Source organism: Caldisericum sp. (assembly GCF_049967455.1).
GTDB classification, from domain to species: Bacteria; Caldisericota; Caldisericia; order Caldisericales; family Caldisericaceae; genus Caldisericum; species Caldisericum exile_A.
This window is the reverse complement of sequence record NZ_JBMFSR010000004.1, coordinates 62,669-86,969: the sequence shown is the minus strand read 5'-3', so window position 1 is coordinate 86,969 and position 24,301 is coordinate 62,669. Positions and strand designations below refer to the sequence as shown.

The 24,301-nt window shown below is 35.2% G+C and carries 21 protein-coding genes, 3 tRNA genes and 1 other RNA gene; all 25 read right to left on the bottom strand.

Annotated elements, in window-relative coordinates:
- Positions 1–8 precede the first annotated feature (8 nt).
- The 25 genes from fusA to ACP5SP_RS02665 all read right to left on the bottom strand — a co-directional run bounded on the left by fusA (position 9) and on the right by ACP5SP_RS02665 (position 24,294).
- Positions 9–2,033, bottom strand: a complete 2,025-nt coding sequence (gene fusA / locus ACP5SP_RS02785) for an elongation factor G (RefSeq protein ID WP_416085679.1) — start codon at positions 2,031–2,033, stop codon at positions 9–11.
- A complete protein-coding gene (locus tag ACP5SP_RS02780; RefSeq protein WP_424606529.1) occupies positions 2,014–6,210 on the bottom strand; it encodes a hypothetical protein in 4,197 nt (1,398 codons plus the stop codon). Before ACP5SP_RS02780 ends, fusA begins: the two co-directional genes overlap by 20 nt.
- 51 nt (positions 6,211–6,261) lie before the next feature.
- Positions 6,262–6,741 carry a cyclic pyranopterin monophosphate synthase MoaC gene (gene moaC / locus ACP5SP_RS02775; protein WP_416085681.1) on the bottom strand — a complete coding sequence of 160 codons (480 nt, stop codon included), beginning with the start codon at positions 6,739–6,741 and terminating at the stop codon, positions 6,262–6,264.
- A 3-nt stretch (positions 6,742–6,744) separates the two neighbouring features.
- Complete coding sequence (gene moaA / locus ACP5SP_RS02770) at positions 6,745–7,707, bottom strand: GTP 3',8-cyclase MoaA (RefSeq protein ID WP_428076004.1); 963 nt, start codon at positions 7,705–7,707, stop codon at positions 6,745–6,747.
- On the bottom strand, positions 7,700–8,860 hold the full coding sequence (locus tag ACP5SP_RS02765) for an endonuclease Q family protein (RefSeq protein WP_424596708.1): 1,161 nt from the start codon (positions 8,858–8,860) through the stop codon (positions 7,700–7,702). Before ACP5SP_RS02765 ends, moaA begins: the two co-directional genes overlap by 8 nt.
- Entirely contained in the window at positions 8,848–9,519 is a 672-nt protein-coding gene (locus ACP5SP_RS02760) for a glycosyltransferase family 2 protein (protein WP_416085684.1), read from the bottom strand. The genes ACP5SP_RS02765 and ACP5SP_RS02760 overlap by 13 nt, the downstream gene beginning before the upstream one ends.
- Entirely contained in the window at positions 9,513–10,382 is an 870-nt protein-coding gene (locus ACP5SP_RS02755) for a lysophospholipid acyltransferase family protein (RefSeq protein WP_428076003.1), read from the bottom strand. Before ACP5SP_RS02755 ends, ACP5SP_RS02760 begins: the two co-directional genes overlap by 7 nt.
- A complete protein-coding gene (locus ACP5SP_RS02750) occupies positions 10,375–10,896 on the bottom strand; it encodes an NUDIX hydrolase (protein ID WP_416085686.1) in 522 nt (173 codons plus the stop codon). The genes ACP5SP_RS02755 and ACP5SP_RS02750 overlap by 8 nt, the downstream gene beginning before the upstream one ends.
- A 4-nt stretch (positions 10,897–10,900) precedes the next feature.
- The gene (locus ACP5SP_RS02745) at positions 10,901–11,521 is read right to left on the bottom strand and encodes a V-type ATP synthase subunit D (protein WP_424596705.1); all 621 of its coding nucleotides are present in this window, start codon (positions 11,519–11,521) and stop codon (positions 10,901–10,903) included.
- Positions 11,511–12,914 carry a V-type ATP synthase subunit B gene (locus ACP5SP_RS02740; protein ID WP_416085688.1) on the bottom strand — a complete coding sequence of 468 codons (1,404 nt, stop codon included), beginning with the start codon at positions 12,912–12,914 and terminating at the stop codon, positions 11,511–11,513. Before ACP5SP_RS02740 ends, ACP5SP_RS02745 begins: the two co-directional genes overlap by 11 nt.
- Positions 12,907–14,682, bottom strand: a complete 1,776-nt coding sequence (locus ACP5SP_RS02735) for a V-type ATP synthase subunit A (protein ID WP_424596704.1) — start codon at positions 14,680–14,682, stop codon at positions 12,907–12,909. The genes ACP5SP_RS02740 and ACP5SP_RS02735 overlap by 8 nt, the downstream gene beginning before the upstream one ends.
- A 2-nt stretch (positions 14,683–14,684) precedes the next feature.
- Positions 14,685–15,011, bottom strand: coding sequence for a V-type ATP synthase subunit F (locus tag ACP5SP_RS02730; RefSeq protein WP_428076002.1), 327 nt, complete (start codon positions 15,009–15,011; stop codon positions 14,685–14,687).
- Positions 15,004–15,948 carry a hypothetical protein gene (locus ACP5SP_RS02725; protein WP_416085691.1) on the bottom strand — a complete coding sequence of 315 codons (945 nt, stop codon included), beginning with the start codon at positions 15,946–15,948 and terminating at the stop codon, positions 15,004–15,006. The genes ACP5SP_RS02730 and ACP5SP_RS02725 overlap by 8 nt, the downstream gene beginning before the upstream one ends.
- Positions 15,948–16,526: a V-type ATP synthase subunit E family protein gene (locus ACP5SP_RS02720; protein WP_428076001.1), complete on the bottom strand. Its 579-nt coding sequence runs from the start codon at positions 16,524–16,526 to the stop codon at positions 15,948–15,950. The genes ACP5SP_RS02725 and ACP5SP_RS02720 overlap by 1 nt, the downstream gene beginning before the upstream one ends.
- Positions 16,527–16,532: 6 nt before the next feature.
- Positions 16,533–17,018, bottom strand: coding sequence for a permease (locus tag ACP5SP_RS02715; RefSeq protein WP_416085693.1), 486 nt, complete (start codon positions 17,016–17,018; stop codon positions 16,533–16,535).
- Between the two features lie 13 nt (positions 17,019–17,031).
- A complete protein-coding gene (locus ACP5SP_RS02710; protein WP_428076000.1) occupies positions 17,032–19,029 on the bottom strand; it encodes a V-type ATP synthase subunit I in 1,998 nt (665 codons plus the stop codon).
- Positions 19,010–19,342 carry a hypothetical protein gene (locus ACP5SP_RS02705; protein WP_416085695.1) on the bottom strand — a complete coding sequence of 111 codons (333 nt, stop codon included), beginning with the start codon at positions 19,340–19,342 and terminating at the stop codon, positions 19,010–19,012. The genes ACP5SP_RS02710 and ACP5SP_RS02705 overlap by 20 nt, the downstream gene beginning before the upstream one ends.
- A 2-nt stretch (positions 19,343–19,344) precedes the next feature.
- A complete protein-coding gene (locus ACP5SP_RS02700; RefSeq protein WP_416085696.1) occupies positions 19,345–20,793 on the bottom strand; it encodes an aminotransferase class I/II-fold pyridoxal phosphate-dependent enzyme in 1,449 nt (482 codons plus the stop codon).
- Positions 20,794–20,825: 32 nt separating this feature from the next.
- A tRNA-Pro gene (locus tag ACP5SP_RS02695) sits at positions 20,826–20,903 on the bottom strand.
- A gap of 3 nt (positions 20,904–20,906) precedes the next feature.
- A tRNA-Pro gene (locus ACP5SP_RS02690) sits at positions 20,907–20,984 on the bottom strand.
- A 63-nt stretch (positions 20,985–21,047) separates the two neighbouring features.
- Positions 21,048–21,380: RNase P RNA component class A (gene rnpB / locus ACP5SP_RS02685), an RNA gene on the bottom strand.
- A gap of 11 nt (positions 21,381–21,391) precedes the next feature.
- Complete coding sequence (locus ACP5SP_RS02680; protein ID WP_424586749.1) at positions 21,392–22,105, bottom strand: zinc ribbon domain-containing protein; 714 nt, start codon at positions 22,103–22,105, stop codon at positions 21,392–21,394.
- An 11-nt stretch (positions 22,106–22,116) separates the two neighbouring features.
- Positions 22,117–22,191, bottom strand: a tRNA-Ile gene (locus ACP5SP_RS02675).
- Positions 22,192–22,303: 112 nt separating this feature from the next.
- On the bottom strand, positions 22,304–23,296 hold the full coding sequence (locus ACP5SP_RS02670) for an ABC transporter ATP-binding protein (RefSeq protein WP_424586750.1): 993 nt from the start codon (positions 23,294–23,296) through the stop codon (positions 22,304–22,306).
- Positions 23,293–24,294, bottom strand: coding sequence for an ABC transporter ATP-binding protein (locus ACP5SP_RS02665; protein WP_416085487.1), 1,002 nt, complete (start codon positions 24,292–24,294; stop codon positions 23,293–23,295). The genes ACP5SP_RS02670 and ACP5SP_RS02665 overlap by 4 nt, the downstream gene beginning before the upstream one ends.
- Between the last annotated feature and the right edge of the window lie 7 nt (positions 24,295–24,301).

The window sequence follows — 24,301 nt, the reverse complement described above, 5'->3', positions numbered from 1 at the left end:
CCCTATTATTACTCTTCAGTCTCTTTCTTGTTGTGTTGAGCTTCTTGTATTATTTTTTCGGCAATCTTTGGAGGTACAGGCTCATAATGTGAATGTTCCATTTTAAATTCGCCGGTTCCTTGAGTAATAGAGTTGAGATCATTTGCGTAATTGAGCAATTCGGCAAGCGGAACATATGCTTCAATTATCTGTTTTCCTCCCTCACTCTTCATACCTATAACTCTTCCTCTTTTTGCGTTGAGATCTCCAATAACATCACCCATATATTGCTCATCAACTATCACAATTACTTTCTCAATTGGTTCAAGAAGAATTGAATTTCCCTGTTCAAGTGCCTTTTTAAGGGCCATTGATCCTGCAATTTTGAATGCAAGTTCTGAAGAATCTACTGGGTGATAAGATCCATCAACAACTGCAACTCCAATATCCGTAACAGGATAGCCTGCAAGGATCCCTTCTTCCATTGCTTCCTTGACGCCTTTTTCTACCGCCGGGATATACTGCTTCGGAATAGCACCACCAAAGATTCTACTTTCAAAACTATACTCTTTACCTCTTTCAAGCGGTTCAACCTCAAGGAAACAATGTCCGTATTGACCATGACCACCAGTCTGTTTCTTGTATTTACCTTCAACCTTCACTTTTGTTGTAATTGTCTCGCGATATGGGACCTTAGGTATTGTTAATTCAATATTCACTCCATATCGACCACTTAATTTTTCCATAATAACAGAAAGATGCGTTTCGCCTATACCTGAAATAAGTTGCTCCTTCGTTTCCAAATTTTTTGAAATCCTCACTGTAGGATCTTCTTCCGTTATCTTAGAAAGGCCTATACTCATTCTATCTTCATCGGTCTTTGTCTTCGGTCTCATTGCCCTTGTAAGCATTGGTTCAGGGAATTCAATTTTTGGAAATTCAATTGGATTATCTTTATCGCAAAGCGTATCATTTGTTTGAGTAACTGTAAGTTTAGTAATAACTGCAATATCGCCTGCAATGACCTCATCAACAGGTTCTTGAGTTGCACCCATCATAAATATAATCTGACCAGTCTTTTCCAAAACACCTTTTGAAGAGTTATACACGGTTGAGTTTGATTTTAAAACACCAGAATAAACCTTTGTAAACGAAAGCTTACCAACATATGGATCTGACAAAGTTTTGAAAACAAATGCTGAAAGAAATTCATCTGATGCAACTCTTCTTGTTTCTTTTTCTCTTGTATTTGGATTTATACCTGTTACCTCTCCTAACTCTTCTGGACTCATCATTACATCACTTATAAAGTTAAGAAGTTCATCGAGACCAACAAGTCCTATCGCAGAACCAAAAAGCACTGGATATATATTTCCTTTAGTATAAGCACTCTTTAATCCATTGTTTATTTCTTCCTGGGTAAGCTCTTCACCACCAAGATACTTTTCAAGGAGAGCATCATCTGATTCTGCTGCAATCTCAATTAATTCATGCTTAAAATTCTCTAAGTTCTGATTTGAAAAGACTGAATCCACTTTAACAAATTTACCGCCCTCAAAAACAGGATAGTTTATAGGAATTGCCTTTGGCCCAAAGAAATCTCTAACTACTTTTACGATATGGTCAATATCGACTCCTTCAACATCAACTTTGTTTATAAAAATCGCACGTGGTTTATTTTCATTTTCTAAAAACTTCCAGTATTTCTTAGTTTGAATTTCAATACCACTTGTTGCGTTAATAAGCATAATTGCATTCTCAGAAGCTCTTATTCCACTTAATACTTCTCCAACGAAATCAGCATAACCTGGTGTATCTAAGAAATTAATCTTTATTCCATTATGCTCAACCGGAATAATGGATAAGCTTACACTAAATTTTCTATTCTTTTCTTCAGGTTGATAATCAGAGACAGTGTTTCCGTCTTCAACCCTTCCCATCCTTGAAATGACCTTTTTCTTAAAAAGAATTGCCTCTAATAAAGTCGTTTTTCCTGCATTTCCGTGAGAAACAAGAACTACATTTCTAATTTTGTTAGTTGCTTGAGCCTTCATCTAACTCCTCCTTAACCATTTTTCCAAGATTTATTTTTGTTGTTATTTTAGGTAAGAAAGGTTCTTTAACCTTCTTCTCCTCTTTCTTGGTAGGTAATACCTTTAGGTCAATTGCAAGACCTCTCAAGGTTCTCTGTAATACGTTAAATGATTCAGGGATTCCAGTTTCAAATATTGTTACACCTTTAGAAATTGCTTCATATGCACGCTTTCTTCCCTCTAAGTCATCGGATTTAATCGTGAGCATTTCATGGAGAAGATTTGCAGCACCATATGCTTCAAGTGCCCAAACTTCCATTTCTCCTAATCTTTGACCGCCAAACTGCGCCTTGCCGCCAACTGGTTGTTGAGTTATTAATGTATATTTACCAACTGCCCTTGCGTGAATCTTATCCTCTGCAAGATGATTAAGTTTGAGGAAGTATGCTTCACCGACTGTAACTTTATATTCAAAAGGTTTACCTGTTCTTCCATCATAAACAGTCATCTGTCCAGACTCTTCAAGGTTTGCCTTCTTAAGGAGATTTCTAACATCCTTTTCAGATGCACCAATGAAAGAAGGGGTTACAACTCTAACATTTAGATTTCTTGCCGCAATCCCCAAATTTGCTTCAAGTATCTGACCAATATTCATTCTCGAAGGGACTCCAAGGGGACTCACTATAACATCAATAGTTGTACCATCTTCAAGATATGGCAGATCTTCTTCAGGAACAATTTTACTTACAACACCTTTATTACCATGTCTTCCTGCAAGTTTGTCTCCAACAATAATTTTTCTTTTCTTTGCAACGAATATTTTTATAAGCTTCAAAGCATTCTTTGTTAATTCGTATCCTTCTTCTCTTGAGAAAACCTGAACATCTATGACAACTCCACCTTCTCCGGGTGGCACAACAAAAGAACTATTCTTTAAATTACTGTTTCGATTACTCCACAAACTTCTCCAGATTTTCGCCTCATTTGACTCTTCCTCTTCCGGGAATGGAGTTACTTTACCAACAAGGACATCACCTGGTTTTACTTTAGAACCAACTTTTACTATTCCTCTTTCATCAAGGAAACGTAAAGCTTCTTTTCGAACATCTCTTATATCTGGAGTAAGCTCTTCGGGGCCTTGTTCTGTCTCATGAACCTCAACAGTATATTCTTTAATGTGAATAGAAGTAAATTTATCTTCACTTACAAGCCTTCTACTTATTACAATAGCATCCTGATAGTTATAGCCATACCACGAAAGATATGCAATTAGTACATTTATACCAAGAGCCAATTCACCATTCTTAGTTGCATATCCATCGGCAAGAGGCATACCCTTTTTTACAATATCACCTTTTTTAACAATAGGTCTTTCATTTCTGCAAGTATCTTGGTTTGTTCTCTCAAATTTTCTTAACTTATAAACAACCTCTTCTCTCACTTTGACTTTATTAACACCTGCTTCTGCAAGTTTTCTGAGTTTATCAAGATTTATAAGTTCTCCTGCTTTAATAATAACTTCTCCTTTTTCGTTTGTGTAGTCTTTTGCAACAACTCTGTCAATGATATCCTCGTTAATCTTTCCAAGATTAAAAGTCTCAACTTCCTGTGGAGAATAAACAAGAAGATCAGTAATTCCTTTGCTATAGAGTTCATGAAGTAACTCTTCTGTTATCTCTTTTTCAAACCTAAGCGTTTTTTTGGTATTTGTAAGCGTTCCAAATAGACTCTTGCCAATAATATTTTTTCCCAAAGCAGTCAACGACAAGATAAACACTGGTTTTGTAACTACTTCTCCATTCTCCTCAACTTTAATTTCCTTAACTCCACTCTGCTCATAGAGTCTATTCAGTTTTGTGTCAGATATTTTCTGTCCTTCTTCAATAAGGGGTTTTCCTTTTTTGTTCACGATGGTTTCTCTTGCAACAAGACCTATCAAATCGTCATTACGCTCTTTCTCAAAGCAATTTGTAATTGAAAACTTCTGAATTTTGTCAGAATCAATTATTGAAATCTGTTCAATGCCATGAGTGATAAGTTTATCTACAATTTGAGGAGTTATCTTTTCACCGACAAGTTTATAATAATCCTCTATTTCGGGTTTTATATCGAGAAGCACAATTTCCTTTTGTTTTGCTCTATTTAATAAACTTTGCTTAAGATCAGAGGCTTCTCTATAAACAGAAACATCAACGGTCTTTGCATCATTTGGAACAATATGAATTTCACTGCCATCAACATATGATATAATTCCATCATGCATTGAAAGAGGTAAATCGAGGTCATCAACTGCAATTTTTGATTCATAACCTGTTGAAACTCTTGGAAGATCAGGATCCAACAGTGGAACTGCTTGACGCTGCATATTGCATCCCATCAATGCCCTGTTCGCATCATCATGCTCAAGAAAAGGAATGAGTGATGCAGAAGGACTTATTACTTGTTGAGGAGACACATCCATAAGTTGAACTAACTCCTTTGAAACAAGTTGTGGAAGGATTTCTCCTGACTCAGTTCTTTTTCGTGCAATGACTAATTCCTCAGTAATCCTACCCTTTTCATCAACAGGAGTGTTTGCCTGCGCTATGATATATTTTTCCTCTTCATCTGCTGTTAGATATAAAATTTCATTGGTTACAACACCATCTTTTACAATCCTATATGGAGTTGTTATAAAGCCGTATTCATTAACACTCGCAAACATTGTGGGAGAATTAATGAGTCCTATGTTCTGACCTTCTGGCGTTTCAATAGGACAAATTCTTCCATAATGTGAAGAGTGGACATCTCTTACTTCAATTCCGGCTCTCTTTCTATGTAAACCGCCTGCACCTAATGATGTTAATCTTCTCTTATGAGTTAATGATGCAAGGGGATTGGTTTCTTCCATGAACTGTGATAATTGGCTTACGCCAAAGAATTGTCTCAACTGACCTGTAATTGCTTTATTACTAAAAATAGAAGGAATTGTTATCTCTTCTGGCTTCTTAATTGCAATTGCTTCCCTTGCGCTTCTTTGAACTTTCAAGGCGCCTTTCTCAAATTCTTCAGAAATTAGTTCACCGACAGTCCTCACTCGTCTATTTGCAAGGCTATCGATATCATCTTCTTTTTCAATGCCTTCTCTTACTTTAATAAGGTGCGAAATAATATCTACAAAATCATCTTTTGTGAGGATATGATCATCCCTTTTTACATCAAATTTTTTATTAATTTTATATCTTGAAACTGGATAGTATTCATTTCTCCGAGGATCCATTAAAATATTATGAACAAGCTCTTCAGCTGCTTCTAACGTCACCCTTTCTTTTGGATGGAAAATTTTATAAATTTCGATTTTTGCTTCATCAGAGTTATTGGTTTTATCCTTCTTAAGCGTTTGCTCCACCCAATAGTCATAACCTTCAACCTTGACAGAATAACGTAGGATGTTTTCTTCACGCAACTTTTCAAAAGATTCCTCTTGAAGAATTGTCCCCTTCTTAATAATAACTTTACCTTCAGAGTTTTTAATATCCTCGGCAAGCTTCTTACCGATAACGACATCGTATGAGAAGGGAGATGTAGTCATGACGTCAACTGTCATGGTCTGATAGAATTTCTCGAGAATTTCTTCATTGTTCTTAAAACCAATCGCCTTTAAAACTACCGTAACAGGAAGTTTTTTCATTCCCTTCTTCAGCCGAATGTACATCACATTGTCTTTGCCAACTTCCATTTCCATCCAGTTACCTCTGTCGGGAATGATTGTAACAATATAATTAGTAAAACCACTCTCTACATCTTTTTCACTTTGAAAGTAAACACCGGGGGATCTTATTAACTGTTGGACAACGACTCTCTTCTTTCCATTGATTATAAAAGTGCCATCAGGAAGCATTCTTGGTACATCAGCAAGAAGAGCCTCTTGTTCCTTAATCTCACCTGTATTTTTATAGATCAATCTGAATCTACCTTTAATTGAAACCTCGTATGTAGTTCCAACCCTAATACAATCTTCTGGAGTCCTCAAAGGCTCACCAACAGAATATGAAACAAACTCTACACGTATATTCTTTGTATCTATAGGGAAGATCCTCTGAAGAATTTCCCCTATTCCCTCGTTTAAAAACTTTTCATAAGATGAAATTTGAACACTCAGCAAATTAGGTAAAGGTATACTCAGTTTTGTTTTTCTAAGGTCTAAAATTTTATCCATCATACCTCCTTAAGCAAATACGCAATTTAATATTATACAAAATTTCAAAATTTAGTCAAGCTTTTTTTCTTTTCTAAAAGTTCCAGATTTTCCCCCAGTCTTTTCTAAAAGATAAATCTCTCTTATTTCTATATTCTTGTCAATTGATTTACACATATCATAAATAGTCAGTGCAGCGACTGAAACGCTCGTAAGAGCTTCCATCTCTGCACCAGTTTTTGCTTTCAATTCGACAAAACTTTCAATTTCAATTGATGGAGGCTCATCAACCAATCTAAAAGCTAAATCAGAAAAAGTAATATTAAGAGGATGGCAAAGAGGAATTAATTCAGATGTCTTTTTTGATGCCATAATACCTGCAATTTTTGCAACAGTCAATACTTCCCCTTTTTGAATGTCACCAAGTTTTATTTTTTCAAGGGTTTCCTTTGAAAGTAAAATTTTTGCAAATGCTCTTGCAGTCCTTAAAGTCTCGTCTTTATTTGTTACATCCACCATGTATGCTTTGCCGCTCTTATCAAATTGGCTCATTTTTTATCCCCCCAATTCTCTCATGTTTTCAATGAATTCTTTCGAACCAATTTTAATTTCCCCGTGTCCTGCAGGTTTAACAAAAACAGCACTTTCAAATTTGCTTCTCAAAAGCTCAAAATCTCTATTCTTTACAGCATCTTTTATATCAATATTGATTGTTGAAAACAGACAAGGATAAATCTTATATGTAGATGTAAGCCTTAACCTATTGCAGGAAGAACAAAAATGCTGACTTATTGAAGCAATAAAACCAACCTTGCCTTTAAAACCTTCAATTTGGTAATAGTTAGCAACTTCATGATTTGAATCTTCTATTTTTTTTAAGGTGTATTCTTTCTCAAGAATTTCTATTGCTTTTTTAAAGGCCATAAAATGCCTTTCAAAAAATGGATTACCTTTTACTGGCATCAACTCAATAAATCTTACAATTATATTTTCGTTCTTCGTAAGATTAGCAATTGGCACTATATCTTCTTCGTTAATACCTTTAAGAAGAACTGTATTTATTTTTATAGGAATTAAACCTACTTTTATTGACTCTTCGATTCCTGAAATCACATCATCAAGTTTATCAACAGTTGTAATTTGCGAAAATACATCTCTTCTTAAGGAATCAAGACTTATATTTAACCTTGTCAATTTGGCCTCTTTCAAATCTTTTGCAAGATCTTTAAGGCGATATGCGTTTGTTGTCAAAACGATCTCTTCAAAACCCACATTTGAAGCAATTCTTACAATTTCAACAATATCGCTTCTTAATAGAGGCTCACCACCTGTAATTCTAACCTTCTTAAAACCAAGCGTGCGGACACCTTTTAAAATAAATTCAATATCCTCAAGAGGTGGTTCTTTTGCAATTGCATCATCTTTATATGAACTGCAGTAGGCACACCGAAAGTTGCATCGCTCAGTAACAGAGAATCTAAGATAAGATATTTCTCTCCCAAATCTATCCTTAAGCAAAACTCACCTCCCAGTTTCCGTAAACACCATCATATCCACAATCAAAAATGAGATTACCTTTTCTTATTTCATTTAAATACATTATAGTTTCATTATTAACAAGATGCGCAACATCATCAAGATCTGAAAAAAGCAATAAATTTAGCTCATTACCAAATTCATAAATTAAAGTGAGATAGATTTTCTCTTGTTCTTTCTTTTTGTATGACCTTTTCAAAATTTCTTGCAAAGGAATATAATAGAAATATTTAATCTTTGACAATCCTGAGCTAATGTATGAATCGCTTAATTCCTTAACTCTATGTAATACTCCTTTCGTAAGTGGTTTCCCGCATACAGGACAGATGGACACCGAAAAATCTTGAGTCTTGAATTTACATTTCCTATGTCCATCAAGATAATATTTACCAAGTTGAGGAAAGTTTTCTATTGTAAAGGTGAATAAAACATCCTTTAAATTATAGAACAATTCCTCAAATCCTTTTGAGTGTTTTGTAGCAGTTGCCTCTCTTCCAATATGCAAAGGAGAGTGCGAATCTGAACTTGATAAAACAGGATAATTCTCAAGCTCAGAAATAGAATAAACCATTTTAGGATCAGCACTTAAACCTGTCTCAATAAACAAATTATCTATAAAATCCGTTTCAAAAATTTCACTTATACCACGAAAACCATTTGAGGCGCCTAAAGCTCCGTAATGAGGCGTAAAAATATGTGCTAAGATAACTGGAATATTCGAGTTTACATCCTTTAAAATTCTCAAAAATTCTTTCGGTTCAAGTCTTATATTCGGACGTGCATTTTTTTCAAAATTAGAAAAAGCTTTATAAGCCTTTTGGAAATTTTCGACATCTTTTAGAGTTGGAAATGCAAGCACAATATGAAAACTTTTATTTCCGTTTCTCTCAAAAGTAAGATTTACTTCTCCTGTTAGAATGAAAGGGAAATCGTAAAAATAATAAAATCCGTTATCAAAGGAAAGAATATTTTCTATCTCTTTCCTCCATCTTGGAAGGAAAATATCCCCTGTTCCCAAAATTGTAATTCCTTTCATTTTTGCATATTCAACCATATGAGGAATATCCATAAAACGGCTTGAAGGAATACTAAATAAAGAATGCAAATGGTAATCTAAAATGTCTATTTCTTGCATCTATAAAAAGCAAGTTTCAAAGTAACAAATAAAAATTTTAACGGATCAATAATCTGGTTAATTTTACTCTTAGCTCTATTGGTATAGATAGTATTTATCTCCACAAAGGCAATCTTAAACCCACATTTAGCTGCTTTTATAAGCATCTCAGTATCAAGTTGATATCTTTTTGTCTCGAATTTAATCTTCTTTGCAACTTCTGCTCTTAAAACTCTATACCCTGATTGACTATCAAGAATTTTCGTACCACAAATAACGCTAACAAGAAAAGATGAGAAACTATTTGCAAAGATTCGAAGAGGAGGCATTAATTGTGGCAAAAACTTTCTTGCACCAACTACTATATCATAACCTTCGTTTAACTTGTTTAAAAGTTTTGGAAGCTCGTCTGGGTCGTGTTGTCCATCAGCATCAAGGAGAACAATTGTATCAAAATTATGCTCAATTGCATATCTAAAACCAATTTTAAGTGCATCAGCCTTACCAAGATTTACTTCATTTCTTATAACAAATGCGCCTGCACTTTCTGCAACAGTCTTTGTATCATCAATTGATCCGTCATCAATAACAAGCACAAAATCAACATATTTTCTTGTCTTTATAATAACATCCTTTATGTTGTGTGCCTCATCCTTTGCTGGAATAATTGCAATTAACATGAATACTCCTTAAAATAATCAAAAAAATGATACCACTGAGTTGGATATCTTTTAACAAATTCTTCTAATATAGATGCAAATTTTGAAACATACCTTTTAGAAAATTCACTTTCAGGAAGCGTAAAGTCAATATCAAATTCTTCTGAAAAGTAAACCTTATAGTAACCATTTTCTCTTATAAGAGCAGCAAAAATACTTTTTACCTTTGTTCTATAAGCAAGAATAGATGCGCCCTTGGGAAAGGAAACGTTCCTTCCAAAAAAATTTACACAAACTCCGTCTTTATTAATGTCTCTATCACTAACAATTGTTGCAATTTCGCCATTCTTAACGGCCTTATATGCACCAAGAAATCCCCCTTGAAAAGGGTGGACTATTACATTGAATCTCCTGCGCAATTCTTCGTAAAACTTTTCAACTTCAATATCTTGCTGGGGAAGACCAATACCGTGAGCTTTAAAGCCAAGAGATCCAACAAGAACGCCAGCAACTTCCCAATTTCCAAGATGCGCAGTTGGTATAACAAGACCGCCATTTTGAGTTAGTTCTTTAAGTTTCTTAAAAACTTCTTCTTTTGGTGTGAGTATTTTTATCTTATCAAATCCCTTAACAACAACTATAAAATAATCTGCAATGTTCAAAGCAAAGTTTTCGTAAAATTCAATTCCAAGTTTATACAAACTAAACCTATTCTTATTTGTTATTATCTTTATATTATTCAAGACATAATTCCTTTTTCTATCAAACCAAAATGAAAAAAAACCTAACAGTTTTGCTGTTAGATAAACAAAAGATACAGGCATTATCTTTACATATTTTTTGCCTAACTTATACCAAAATGAGAGCATTTTTCTGTTAGCCAAATCTATTTCTAAACCAAAGTAACCCTAAAATAGTTTTTCCATCTATAATCTTTCCACTATCAAGTAGCTTCAAGGCCTCGTTTTTTTCAATAAAGGTAATACTCACATCTTCACCTAAATCTAAATTCTTTTTGCCTTGTTCAAAATCATCTGCATAAAACATATAGAGTTTTTCATCTACAAATCCAGGAGATGGGTAAAATTCATAAACAAAACTCAAATTTTTTGGTATAAAACCTGTTTCTTCTTCTAATTCTCTTCTTGCACAATCAAACGGAGTTTCCCCTTCCTCAATCCGTCCAGCGGGAAACTCCAAAATAAAATCTTCAAGTGTAGGTCTAAATTGCTTAACAAATATAAACTTCCCCTCATAAAAAGGTACTATAAAAGAAGCATTACCGCCATACGTAACAACCTCACGCAACCATATACTTCCATCTCTATTTTTGACTTCCTTAAGAATTATTGAAAGGAGCCTTCCTTTAAAAGCAACTTCTTTTCTTACAACTTGCACTTTTTTAATGTCCTCTTATAATATCCTTAATCTTCAAAAGCCTTGCTATATTTTCTCGATCCATCTCCTCCAATTTTCCTTCAATATATTTGATCGTTTCTTCAAGATTAGGGATCATTACATATTCAAGGGCATTTACTCTTCTTCTGACTTTTGCAACTTCAAGAGCAATTGAATAAAGTTCTTGTTCAAGAGAGGCAAGCTCTATAATTCGTTCAATAAGCTTGAGAATTTCAAGAAAAGTATAATCAAGCATTACAGGTGTCAAGGAATATGGATAGGCAATAGGTGAACCGCTCATTTTAACGCTAAACGTAGGATACTTGACATTCATAACATTTACAAGCTTATAAGAAAGTTCAGTACTAAAATTGCCCCCCTCTAAAAGGGAATCAAGCATATCTTCCTCTATATCTTGAGTAGAAATTTGGAACTTCTTCAAAGCCAAAACAAATTTTTCATCAAAATCCTTTCTCAGTTCAATATATCTCTTTGAAACATCAAGAAAATTCTTCATCAAACCTTCAAGTTTGTCTTTTAAAAGCTTATGTCCTCTCTTTGCAAGGACGAGTCTCTCCTTTAAACGGAGAAGTTCCATCCTTGTAGGATTTACATTAAGAAGCATTGCTTTCTACCTCTTTTTTAAGATACTTTGAAAGATATTTTTCAATGAACTGTGGCTTTACTCTCTTAAGCTCTTCAACTGGAAGCATTGAGAGAAGTTTCCAACCTATTTCAAGCGTTTCTTCTATTGACCTATTTTCATATTCACCCTGTTTTACAAAATTTCTTTCAAACTCATCTGCAAATTTTACATGCAGTAAGTCTACAGGCGTTAATGCACTTTCACCTAAAACTGTTAAAAGCTCACGGGCCTCTCTTCCTCTTGCATAACTTGCAAAGAGTTGGTTCATTATGCTTGCATGATCTTCTCTTGTTTTTTCTGGACCAATTCCCTTATCCTTTAACCTCGACAAACTTGGCAATACGTCAATTGGAGGATAAATACCTTGCTGATATAGGCTTCTACTTAAGAAGATCTGTCCCTCGGTAATATAACCGGTTAAATCGGGAATCGGGTGAGTTTTGTCATCTTCTGGCATTGTTAATACAGGAATCTGAGTTATAGATCCTTTTTTACCTTTGATTCTTCCTGCTCTCTCATAAATTGTGGCAAGGTCGGTATACATATACCCAGGGTATCCTCTTCGCCCCGGAACCTCTTTTCTTGCCGCAGAGATTTCACGAAGTGCCTCACAATAGTTTGTCATGTCAGTCATAATAACAAGAACGTGCATTCCGAGTTCAAATGCAAGGTATTCAGCAGCCGTAAGACCAAATCTTGGAGTTGCAATTCTTTCAATAACAGGGTCATTTCCCAAGTTTATAAACATAACTGATCGCTCTAATGCACCAGATTCTCTAAAGCTATTGATAAAGAAGTTTGCCTCTTCAAAGGTAATACCCATTGCAACAAAAACAACTGCAAATTTCTCTTCTTTTCCTAAAACCTTTGCCTGTCTTGCAATTTGAGCTGCAAGTTGAGCATGAGGTAATCCAGAACCGGAAAATATAGGCAATTTTTGTCCTCTTACAAGCGTATTTAGACCATCAATTGCTGAAACTCCTGTTTGTATAAACTCAGATGGATAATCTCTTGCGTATGGATTAATAGGGCTCCCATTTATATCAAGCTTCTTATCTGGAATTAGTGGCGGTGCTCCATCAATAGGTTTACCTGATCCATCAAATATTCTTCCCAAAATATCAGGGGAAACACCCAACTCAACGCCATGACCTAAAAATTTAACCTTTACCTCACCAAGACTTAAACCAGATGTTCCTTCAAAAACCTGAATTAGGGCCATATTTCCATTAACTTCGAGAACTTGACCTCTCTTAATTGAGCCATCAGCCGTTTTAATTTCTACAATCTCGTTATAGGTAGCTTTTTCAACATTATCAACTATAAGCAAAGGTCCTGCTATCTCTTTGGCGGTTGTATATTCCTTAGGCATATTGCACCTCACCTAAAAGTGAATCAAATGACTGCTTTATTTTTTCTTCAATTTCATCAAACTTTTCTAAATTCTTCTCAGAAATAAATTTTGCTCTTGATATATCAATTCTTACAGGAAGAGATACAATTTTCTCTAATTCAATACCTTTTTTCAAAGCCTCTTCTGCAAAATTTGCAAAAGTAAAAATCAACTTTATCATCTTGTATTGTTTCTTTAAAGACGTATATGTATCTTCAGGATCAAAAGCATCCTGCTGCAAAAAATCTTCTCTTATAGAACGAGCAATTTCAAGGGTAAGCCTATCATGAGAAGAAAGAGCATCTATACCAACAAGTCTAACCATTTCCTGAAGTTCTGCTTCTTTTCTTAAAATAGAAAGTGCTCTTGCCCTATATTCATTCCAACCAACACCTGCATTCTTATCATAAAACGACTTCAGTTGATCTGCATACATTGAATAGCTTCTTAACCAGTGAATTGCAGGGAAGTGCCTTGCATACGCCAGCGTTGCATCAAGCGACCAGAAGACTCTTACTGTTCTTAAAGTTGCCTGTACTACAGGGTCAGAAAGATCTCCTCCCGGAGGAGAAACTGCACCAATAACACTCAAACTTGAAACTACATCTTCTTTACCAAGCACATATACCTTCCCAGCTCTTTCGTAAAAAGACGAGATCCTTGATGCAAGATATGCTGGATATCCTTCCTCTCCCGGCATTTCTTCAAGTCTTCCTGACATTTCTCGCATTGCCTCAGCCCAACGTGAGGTTGAATCCGCCATAAGAGCAACATTATAACCCATATCCCTATAATATTCGGCTATAGTTATTCCTGTAAAAACTGATGCTTCTCTTGCTGCAACTGGCATATTTGATGTATTAGCAACAAGAACTGTCCTTTCCATAAGCGGTCTTCCTGATTTTGGATCTCTGAGTTCAGGAAATTCAATAAGGACATCCGTCATTTCGTTTCCTCTCTCGCCGCATCCAATAAACACAATTACATCAGCATCAGCCCATTTTGACAATTGGTGCTGCACAACAGTCTTACCACTTCCAAATGGTCCTGGAACGCAAGCAGTACCACCTTTTGCAATTGGGAAGAACATATCAATGGTTCTCTGACCTGTTACAAGAGGTTCATCGGGTGGAACACGCATTTTTACAGGTCTTGCAAGCCTAACAGGCCATTTATGGTACATTTTTAATTCAATATTTTTCTCACCATCTTCAAGGATTGCAATAACTGTCTCTACATTGTAGTCGCCTTCTTTTACAATTTTTAATACTTTTCCTTTAACATTTGGCGGAACAAGTATTTTATGTTTAATCAAAGGAGTTTCTTGAACCTCTCCTAAAACATCATTCGAAGATACTTCCATTCCTACTTTTACAGTTGGCACAAAATGCCACAGCTTTTCTCTATTGAGTGGTGCTGCAAAAATTCCTCTTTGAACAAACTCTCCAAACCTTGCCATAAGCTCATCAAGTGGTCTCTGCACGCCATCATATATAGATCCAATAAGTCCCGGTCCAAGCTCAACACTCAGGGGCATTCCGGTAGAAAAGACAGGTTCATTTGGGCCAATTCCAGAAGTATCTTCATAAACTTGAATTGAGGACATATCTCCTCTGACTTCGATTATTTCGCCAAAGAGCCTCTTTTCTCCAACATATACCATCTCGTACATTTTTGCATTAGGTATACCTTTTGCAACCACAAGAGGCCCTGCTACTTTTACAATCTTACCTACTCTTTCCTCCATATCTAGTTTCCTCCACTGGTTTTTCCTAAAATATTAATACCAATAGCCTTCTCTACAACCTCTCCTATCATTTTGACTGTTTCGCCACTCGACTCAATAGTAGGAAGCATCATAATAGCAGGTAAAGGTGACGTCTTCTTTGCGATAAAATTTTTAACTGCCGAAGCATAGCTTTCTTCTGTAAGTATTATACCGTATGAATTAGTTTTAGTAATTTCTTTAAGCTTTGAAATAAACTCAACATTGCTACCCACAACAAACATTTCAATTCCAAAACTCTTTAAAAGTATCCCTAATCTTTTGCTTCCAACAAAAGCGATCCTATTCATAAGCAAACTCCAATTCTGGAATCTCTGTAGGGCTTACCCCATGATATAGGGCATAGGCAAGCTTTTGCAACAAGCTTGCCTCATAATCCAACCTCAAAAGGTACACAAAAATAGGCTCAATTCCTTCGTTAAAATATTTTCCTTTATCAAAAAATCTCCTCAATGTATCAATTTCAAGAGTTTCGTATGTTTCATCAAGCTCTTTCTCTGAATAAAAGGCCCTCGAATAGTTTAGGAAATGTGACAACTCTTCGAAATTTCTAACCTTAGTTAGGATATCTCTCTTTTCAAGTCGAGCATAAAGGTATTCCACCAACTTATTAAAATCATTTTCGTTGATGAAATTATTCTTCACGAAATTATAATTTCGCATAAGTATTGTAAGAACAGTATTGTTTATAAATTCAGAGTAAAATTCAACAATAAAATCACTATTAGTTTTCTTTGCATTTTCCCAAATAAAATTAAGATAATACACATCAATCACTAAAGGCCTAATATAAGATGGAAGTCCAGCCTTAAGCTCTTCAAAACATTTACATAGTTCTAGTGGAACTTTACAGGGACTCTTTAATAATAAATCAGTAAATCCATTGTTAAAAGCTACATCTCCTAAGGCAATCTTCTTTAATAAAAGAAAATACTCTTTTGACTTAAAAAATACATCAATAAAATCTTTTAGATCGAACTTAGAAATTTCATTAAATTCGGATTTTTTTCGATTTTCAATTGCCTTCTTTACTGACTCAAAATCAACATCTTCAAGGAAATTCTTATAAGGATAATTCTGTAAAACTTCAACAAACCCTTTAAAGTCCTTTTTTACAAGCTCCTTAAAAACACTATCACCCATAAGATAAGTCTCAAGCACCTTTACTCTACCGCAAAGGAAATCATATTGACTTTTAGATTCTATCTTGAATGAAAAGTTCACCATTATCCGAAAATCTCCTTTGCAATTTCAATCTCTTTTTCTTCTCTAAACGAATCAACTAATTCGTCAATAGAATCATCGATTTCGAAATTTGGCGATTTAATTATCAAGCCACCTTTGATATTTATAGGAGATTCCTCGATTTTTACGTCGTTTAATTTCAAATCCTGGTAGATAAGTTTCTCAAAGTCCTTACCAAATTTTTTCAAATCATCTCCATTTAGATACACAGTGGAGCCATCAACTACATCTCTCTTTAGAAGAGTTATTAACATTTTCTTATAAGATTTCTCATCTTTCATCATCATTGATTTTAAATGCTCAAAAAATTCATCGAGAATTTCCTTCTTTTTTAAAAGTTTTTTCTTTTCTATTTTCGAAATTTCAATAACTTTAGCACGGTCAAATTCTTCATCAATTTCCTTTTTCAATCTTTCGAGTCTTGCTTGATATTCTTCATCAAGTTGTTTTTTAAATTTGGAAAATTCTTCTTCTAAATCTCTTTTAGCGGTCTCAATCATCTCTTCCACTTTCTTTTTTGCAGAATTGATGATGAGATCTTTAATTTTTTCTATTCCCATGTCCAATTAAAAGACTGCTTTTGAAATCCAAAGAGAGAGCAAAACGCCTGAAAGAAGTCCAAGAATAGCATAGGTTTCAACAAGTGCTGGGAGAAGGATAGCACGCCCGCTTTCTTCTGGTCTCTTCGCAGTCAAATCTAAAGCACTTAATGCAGAACGTGCCTGATCAAGTGCAGTCTTAAATTCTACAAGCCCAATAGAAATCCCAACAAAAAGTGCCACAATGCCTTGGGAAAGACTTGCCTTGGGAGTACCTGCAACAAACCCAAAGAATTGAAGCATCAAAAACATTACAACAAGCGAATAGAATCCCTGTGTTCCTGGAAGCGCCATAATAACAAGTGTTTTACCGAAGAGTTCTGGTTTTTCAGAAAGAATTCCACCTGCATGAGAAGTAGTCCTTGTAATACCAATACCAGATCCTATTGCTCCCATTACAGCTACACAAGCAGCGCCAATTGCAACTAACATTGGTCCATTAAATACACTCATTTCACCTAACCTCCTAATTTTTTTTATTTAATCTAATATTTTTAAATTCAAACCCTAAGGGCTTGAATTCATAACCACCTAAATCATAAAACCTTCCAAAAAACTCAAGGAAATTTAAACGTATTGAATGAATAAACGCACCTAATACGTTCATAAATAAAGCAAGTGCATGAAGAGAAATAAGTATTATAAATGTTACAAAAACACCAATGGGTCCGAGAATTTCTCCTATCACTCTTGCCATTAGATTGAATGAAGATGCAAGAATGCCAGAGCTTAATCCTAATGCAAACAATCTGAGATAAGAAAGAGTATCACCTAAAAATCCAGAAATCCCGTAAGAACTTCTAATACCATAGAGATTTACAAGCGCTGCTATTGGTTTGAAGAAAGGAGTTCTAATTGACATCCACCCGCCTATTAAAATAAATGTGAGACCTAACAAAATAAGCATATTATCAATTAATTTTAAGGTTGGGTTTGAACCTATAACTGCGATCATAACAATACCAGGCAAAAACAGTAGCCATCCCACACCATTAACAATTGCATCTAAAAAGGCTCTGTTTCTAATTTTAACTATAATACTTACAAGTACGCCAATCATTTGTGAAGTAAAACCAATTATTAAAGACAAAATCATAAATTGAACAGAGCCATCCGGAGATGTTGGATCAATAACTTGTATTTTTGACATCAGTTGGGTAAGGATGAAGTTTGGAAAATACAGAGAAAGAATGTTGCCAAAAAATGAGTTTGTCATCAATCCAACAAATATTGACATCAAGCCGCCATAGAAAAGAATCATAAAAAATTTCCAAGCACCTAAATTACGCTTATACTTATTAGCAAAAGTAATTCCAAATAAGGCAGTCAAAAATCCGTATCCTACATCTCCAAGAGCAAAACCAAAGAATGTAGTAAACAAAATAGCAACAAGTATTGTAGGATCAATATTTGAGTAAGAAGGAAAACCAAACAATCTAACAAGGAATTCAAAAGGTCTAAATAAGGTTATATTCCTGAGGCTAACAGGAACGAGGTCATTTGAACTTGTTTCAAGTTCAAAAACTAAGAAATTTAACTTGGTAATATTAGAAGTTAAATAATCAAAATCAGTTTCTTTTACATATCCTTTTGTAACAAGAACTACATTGCCTTCTATAAATGAGGATAATGACTTTTCCTTTGAAGAAAGTGAATTATAGTAATCCTCTAAAATGAGAAGTTTCCTTTTTTCCTTATATGATTCAGCCACTTTTGAACGAATTATACGCTCTTCCTCTTCAATTTGTTTTAACCTTCTTTCTATTCTTTCTACCTCTTCCTCAAAATAACCTGACAAATTTTCAGGTGGTGTAAGAATTTCGATTGAATAGTCCCCTATAAGGGCATTAACATTATCCTTTTCTTCATTTAGATAAAGCACAAAAATACTTACTCTATTTTTATCAGCTTTAAAAGTATGCAAGAATAGATTTTTTACTCTCTCATCAGAAACAAATTTATCAAAGTTTTTCTTATTTAACAAGCCAATAAAAGAGGAAGTTCTTTTAGTTCCCCTTAAAATAGAAAATTGGAATGGAAAACCAGAAAAAACCTTTAGGTTTTTCTTTTCTTCAAGAAGCTTTGTTCTTTCTAATTCAATTTCATGAAGTCTATTTCTTAAAGAATTAAGTTCATTATAGAGTTTATCTAAATTAAATTCATTAATAACATTTTCAAATTCATCGGCGTCTACATCAAAATCCTGTGGCAAAAAGCCTTGTATTAAACCTTGCTTTTCAAGGTTTAAATCTTTATAAATCGAGAGAATCGACGAAATTTTATAAATTTCATCTTCAAAAGTCTTCTCGGGAATTGCGGTTTTAAAATTTTCAAAATTTGAAATAATCTCTTCTGAGACGCTTTCAAGATGAAAAACATTCAAGTCAAAAAGTGCATCGAGTAATTCCTTTTTTCTTTTTACGCTCCCAAGGATAGCAATCTTCTTAACCTTCTCTATAGCCATAGCTAAAAACCTCTTTTAGGTATTTATCAAAAAGTTCATTTGCTTTTGTTTTATAGGATTTTTCCAGGTTTTCAAGTTCACTTTCAAAATGTTTTTTGAATGTTTCAATTTCCTTAATGAGATTCTTTTGTTTCTCCTCTCTATAAGTTTTTGATTCGGTTTCTATTTTTCTTTCAACTTCGTTTCGAAGATCAATCATCTCTCTTTTAATTTCTTCTTTCATTTTCTGAATCTTTTCCTGGGCTTCTTTTATAATTTTTTCTCCCTCTTCTTCAAATTCTCTTACAGTGTTTAAAAGGTCTCTTTCAAGCATGATTACTCTCCTTTCACAACTCTTATTGCAATTTCACTTCCATATCTTATTGAACCTTGAACAAGACCACCTTTCTCAAATACTTCCTCTGTAAATTCAATACAATCATTGTTTATAACCATGCCTGGTGCAAGAACAGGAATTCCTGGTGGATATGGTGCAACAATTCCCCAAGAAATCCTTCCGAGAGATTCCTTAAGGGGCACAACTTCAAATTCCTTTTGGAATGCCTCGAATGGTAACATTGCAAATTGAGGTGCTTCTGGAAACTTTGGCATTCTTACAGTACTCTTTTCTTTACGTGGTTCAATCTTCTTTAAAACGGATACAAGTGTATCTATATCCCTTTTTGATGTACCTATGGTTATAAATAATAGCACATTTTGAAGATCTGCAAGCTCAATTTCAATTCCATTTTTATTTAAAATATGCTCAAATTCAAAGCCTGAGTAACCCAGTTCTTGAACGTTTATAGTAAGTTTAATTGGATCAAAGGCATATATATCATCCCCATTTATTATTTTCTCAGTAATTACCTTAAATCCATCTAAAGCTGAAATGCGTGCCCTTGCATACTCTGCAACTTCGATTGCTTTATCCCACATCTCTTTCCCGTGCAAAGCCATCTCACGCCTTGCAACATCAAGAGCAGTCATAAAAATATATGAGGGACTTGAACTTTCAATGATACTTAGAATTTGTTCAATACGATCTACATTTACTTCCTTAGATGGAATATGTAAAAAAGATGTTTGTGTCAAAGTGGGTAATGTTTTGTGGGCACTTTGAGTTACAAGATCGGCACCTAAATAAATGGCCGATTTAGGAAACTTCGGATTAAAAGGAAAATGGGCTCCATGCGCTTCATCGACAAGCGCACGCATACCATTTTCATGAGCTAAATCAATTATATCCTTAATTCTCCCTTGAAGTCCATAGTAATTAGGAGTTGTTACAAGTACTGCCTTTGCATCAGGATTTTCTTTTATTGCTTTTTCAACTGATTCTGGTTTAACATTCGTAATTATTCCAAATTCATCATTGAATTCTGGCTGAACAAAAACCGGTTTTGCCTTTGCAAGAAGAATTCCACCAATAACAGACCTATGTGAATTCCTTCCAATTATGATTTTCTCATTTTCTTTTACAGAATCAAGAATCATCGCATGCACGCCAGCTGTAGTACCATTAACAAGAAAGATAGTAGCTTCAGTTCCATAAAGAGTACTTGCAAGATTTTCAGCTTCCCTTATAACACCCTGAGCGTAATGAAGATAATCAAGACCCGAAACTTCAGTCAAGTCAAAGTCAAAAAACTTATCACCAAAGAGTCTTTTTAAAATCTTAGGAGCGCCTTTACCTTGCGAGTGACCCGGCATATGAAAAGGAATCATCTTTCGCTTTATATACTTAGAAACTGCTTCATATAAAGGCGCACGTTCTTGTTCCACCTATACCTCCAATCTTATATTTTTTTCTTTGATGGTCGGGATGGTGGGATTCGAACCCACGACCTCTTGGTCCCGAACCAAGCGCTCTAACCAAACTGGGCCACATCCCGTAGTGGTCGGGGCGAGAAGATTCGAACTTCCGACCCCCTGCACCCCATGCAGGTGCGCTTACCAAACTGCGCCACGCCCCGACAACTAAAACTCTTGACCCGCTAAATTATATGAAAACTTTTCAAATTTGCAATACTTTTAAGGCCTTAAGTAAGGAATAAGCCGGATTCTGTTCCTCAAAAGAGGCGGCAGTCATTTATCTCAGCGGCCAACCCGGTAGCGTGAGGGGAGCATCTCTTTGCTACCCTATTTGGCCTTGCTCCAGGTGGGGTTTGCCATGCATAGCCCTGTCACCAGGACTACCGGTGGTCTCTTACACCACCTTTTCACCCTTGCTAACCATTGGTTAGCGGTCTATTTTCTGTGGCACTTTCCCTGGGGTCACCCCCGCTTGGATTTCCCAAGCACCCTGCTCCCAGGAGTCCGGACTTTCCTCAGAAGGACAATATGCCTTCTGCGACCACCTTCCTTACTTAAGGCCTATAAATCACTCTATCTTTAAGTATAATATCTTTCCGCAAATTTCGCAACGTAGAATTTTATCGCCTTTAGTTTCTTTAAGAAACTCAATAAATTCAAGTGGAAGTTTTACTCCACAATTTCCACAATGACCATGGTCAACTTGGGATATTGCACCATCAGGAAAATCTTCTCTTATCGAGAGATACTCTCTTGCAAACTCTAATGGTAGCGTTGAAAGGACACTATCAAACTCTTTATCTAATGCTTCTCTTTCTTCTTTAATCTCTTTTTCGAGTTTATTGTATTCCTCTTGAATATTATTGTATCTATTTTTTAATTTTACAATATTATCACTTATCTCTTTTATCTTTTTTTCCTTATCGGCTATCTCTGAATTTACAAATGATAAACTCTTTTTAAGTTCATCTAATTTTGCGACCAAATTTTCTTCCGTCTTTTTTGCTGCCTTAAGTTCCTTTTGAGTCTTGAACTGGTTTGATTCTATTGCAGTTTGGACACTTTTTAATTCCCTCTCTGTTTCTTCGATTTCACGTTCTATTTCATTTTTTCTTTTTATAAACCCAGACTTTGAAAGGTTTATTTCGTCTATTTCACTTGAAAGGTTTTTTATTTGATCTTCAATTTTCAATTCTTCTTCTATTTCTTTAACTCGTTTTTCCTTTTCATGGGTTATGGTTAATTTGGTTTCAACTTCGTAAAGTTTTTCCAGATATGACATAAATTCCTCCATGGTGGGCCCGCTTGGATTCGAACCAAGAACCAATTGGTTATGAGCCAACCGCTCTGCCGTTGAGCTACGGGCCCAGATTCAAAGTGCATAACTATTTTACACAAAAGTAGATTTTAGTCAAGAGTAAAAACTGAGGAGCTTAAAGCTCCTCAGTTAAAAAATCCATAAGACTAACAATTCAACAAACTACTTAGAGTATTCAACCACTTTCCCTTCTTTTACAAAATGACATGCAACATAATGCCCAGAACCTACATCAATTAGTGGTGGTTCCTTCTCTGCACAAATGTCTTTTGCAAATCTACATCTTGTCCTAAATCTACATCCAGATGGTGGATTAATTGGTGACGGAATATCACCCTGAAGAAGTATTCGCTCTTTTTTAATTTCTGGATCTGGAATTGGTATAGCGGAAAGTAATGCCTGTGTATACGGATGAAGAGGAGTAGAAAATAGTTCTTTTGTTTCAGCAACTTCAACGATCTTTCCAAGATACATAACGCCAATTCTATCCGATACGTGCCTTACCACAGCCAAGTTATGAGCAACAAGTAAGTATGTAAGGGCAAGTTTTTGTTGTAGCTCAAGAAGAAGGTTAAGTACCTGTGCTTGAATTGAAGCATCAAGTGCCGAAACAGGTTCATCTGCCACAACGAACTTTGGATTCAAAACTATTGCACGAGCAATACCAATTCTTTGCCTCTGTCCACCTGAAAATTCGTGAGGATACCTACGAAGGTATTCAGGACGCAAACCAACAAGTTTCATTATTTCAACAACTCTTTCCTCTTGTTCCTTTTTATCACCAATACCATGCACTAAAAGTGGTTCACGAATAATCTCTCCAATTGGCATTCTTGGATTAAGCGATCCATAAGGGTCTTGGAAAATAATTTGCATTTCTCTTCTTATCGGTCTAAGCTGATTTTCTGGTAGTTTTGTTATATCTTTGCCATCAAAAATAATTTTTCCTTTTGTAGGCTCTATAAGTCTTATTATTGTTTTTCCTGCTGTTGTTTTTCCGCTTCCACTTTCACCCACAAGTCCAAAGGTTTCTCCTTCAAAGATGTGAAAAGAAACATCATCAACAGCTTTAACCCATGCAACTGGTCGGGAGAAAATTCCACCTAAAACCGGAAAATATTTAATTAAATTTTGCACTTCAACCAATTTTCTCATGACACAGCCTCCTTCTCAACAGCAACTGGATGGAAACATCTCACAAGATGCCCAGGTTCAATTTCTGCAAGTTCAGGCATCTCCTTCCTGCAACGTTCCGTTGCAAAAGGACACCTTGGATTAAAGTGGCATCCACTTGGCATTTTATACGGGTTTGGCACCATTCCCTCAATTGCAGGAAGTGGTGTTTTTGTCTTTTCTGTTTTTAAACTGGGTACGGAACTTAAAAGACCATAAGTATAAGGATGTCTTGGCTTCTTAAATATCTGATAAACATCTCCGTACTCAACGATTTTCCCAGTGTATGCAACTGCAACGGAATGAGCCATTTCTGCAACAAGCGCGAGGTCATGTGTAATAAAAAGAATTGCCATACCAGTTTTTCTTTGAAGATCTTTCATAAGCTCAAGTATTTGTGCTTGAATTGTTACGTCAAGTGCTGTTGTTGCTTCATCTGAAATAAGAAGATCTGGATTGCAGGACATTGCCATTGCAATCATTACCCTCTGTCTCATTCCACCACTTAATTCATGTGGATATTGATTAAATCTTCTTTCAGGCTCTGGAATTCCAACAAGCCTTAGAAGTTCGATTGTTCTCTTTTTTGCTTCTTCCTCACTTAAATCCTGGTGGATAAGAATCGCTTCCATTATTTGATTACCAATTGTATAAACAGGATTTAAGGAAGTCATCGGCTCTTGGAAGATCATCGCAATTTCAGAACCCCTAATTTTTCTCATCTGTTCCGGAGTTTTCTTGAGAAGATCCTCACCTTTAAAAATAATTTCTCCCTCAACAATTTTTCCAGGAGGTTCAACAAGCTGCATTATAGATAAAGATGCAACAGATTTACCACATCCACTTTCTCCTACAAGTCCTAAAACTTCACCTTTTCGAATCGTAAAACTCATTCCGTCAACTGCCTTAACTACGCCATCATCTGTAAAAAAGTAAGTCTTTAAATTTCTTACGTCAAGTAAAGTTTCTTCTCTTTCCATATCTCAC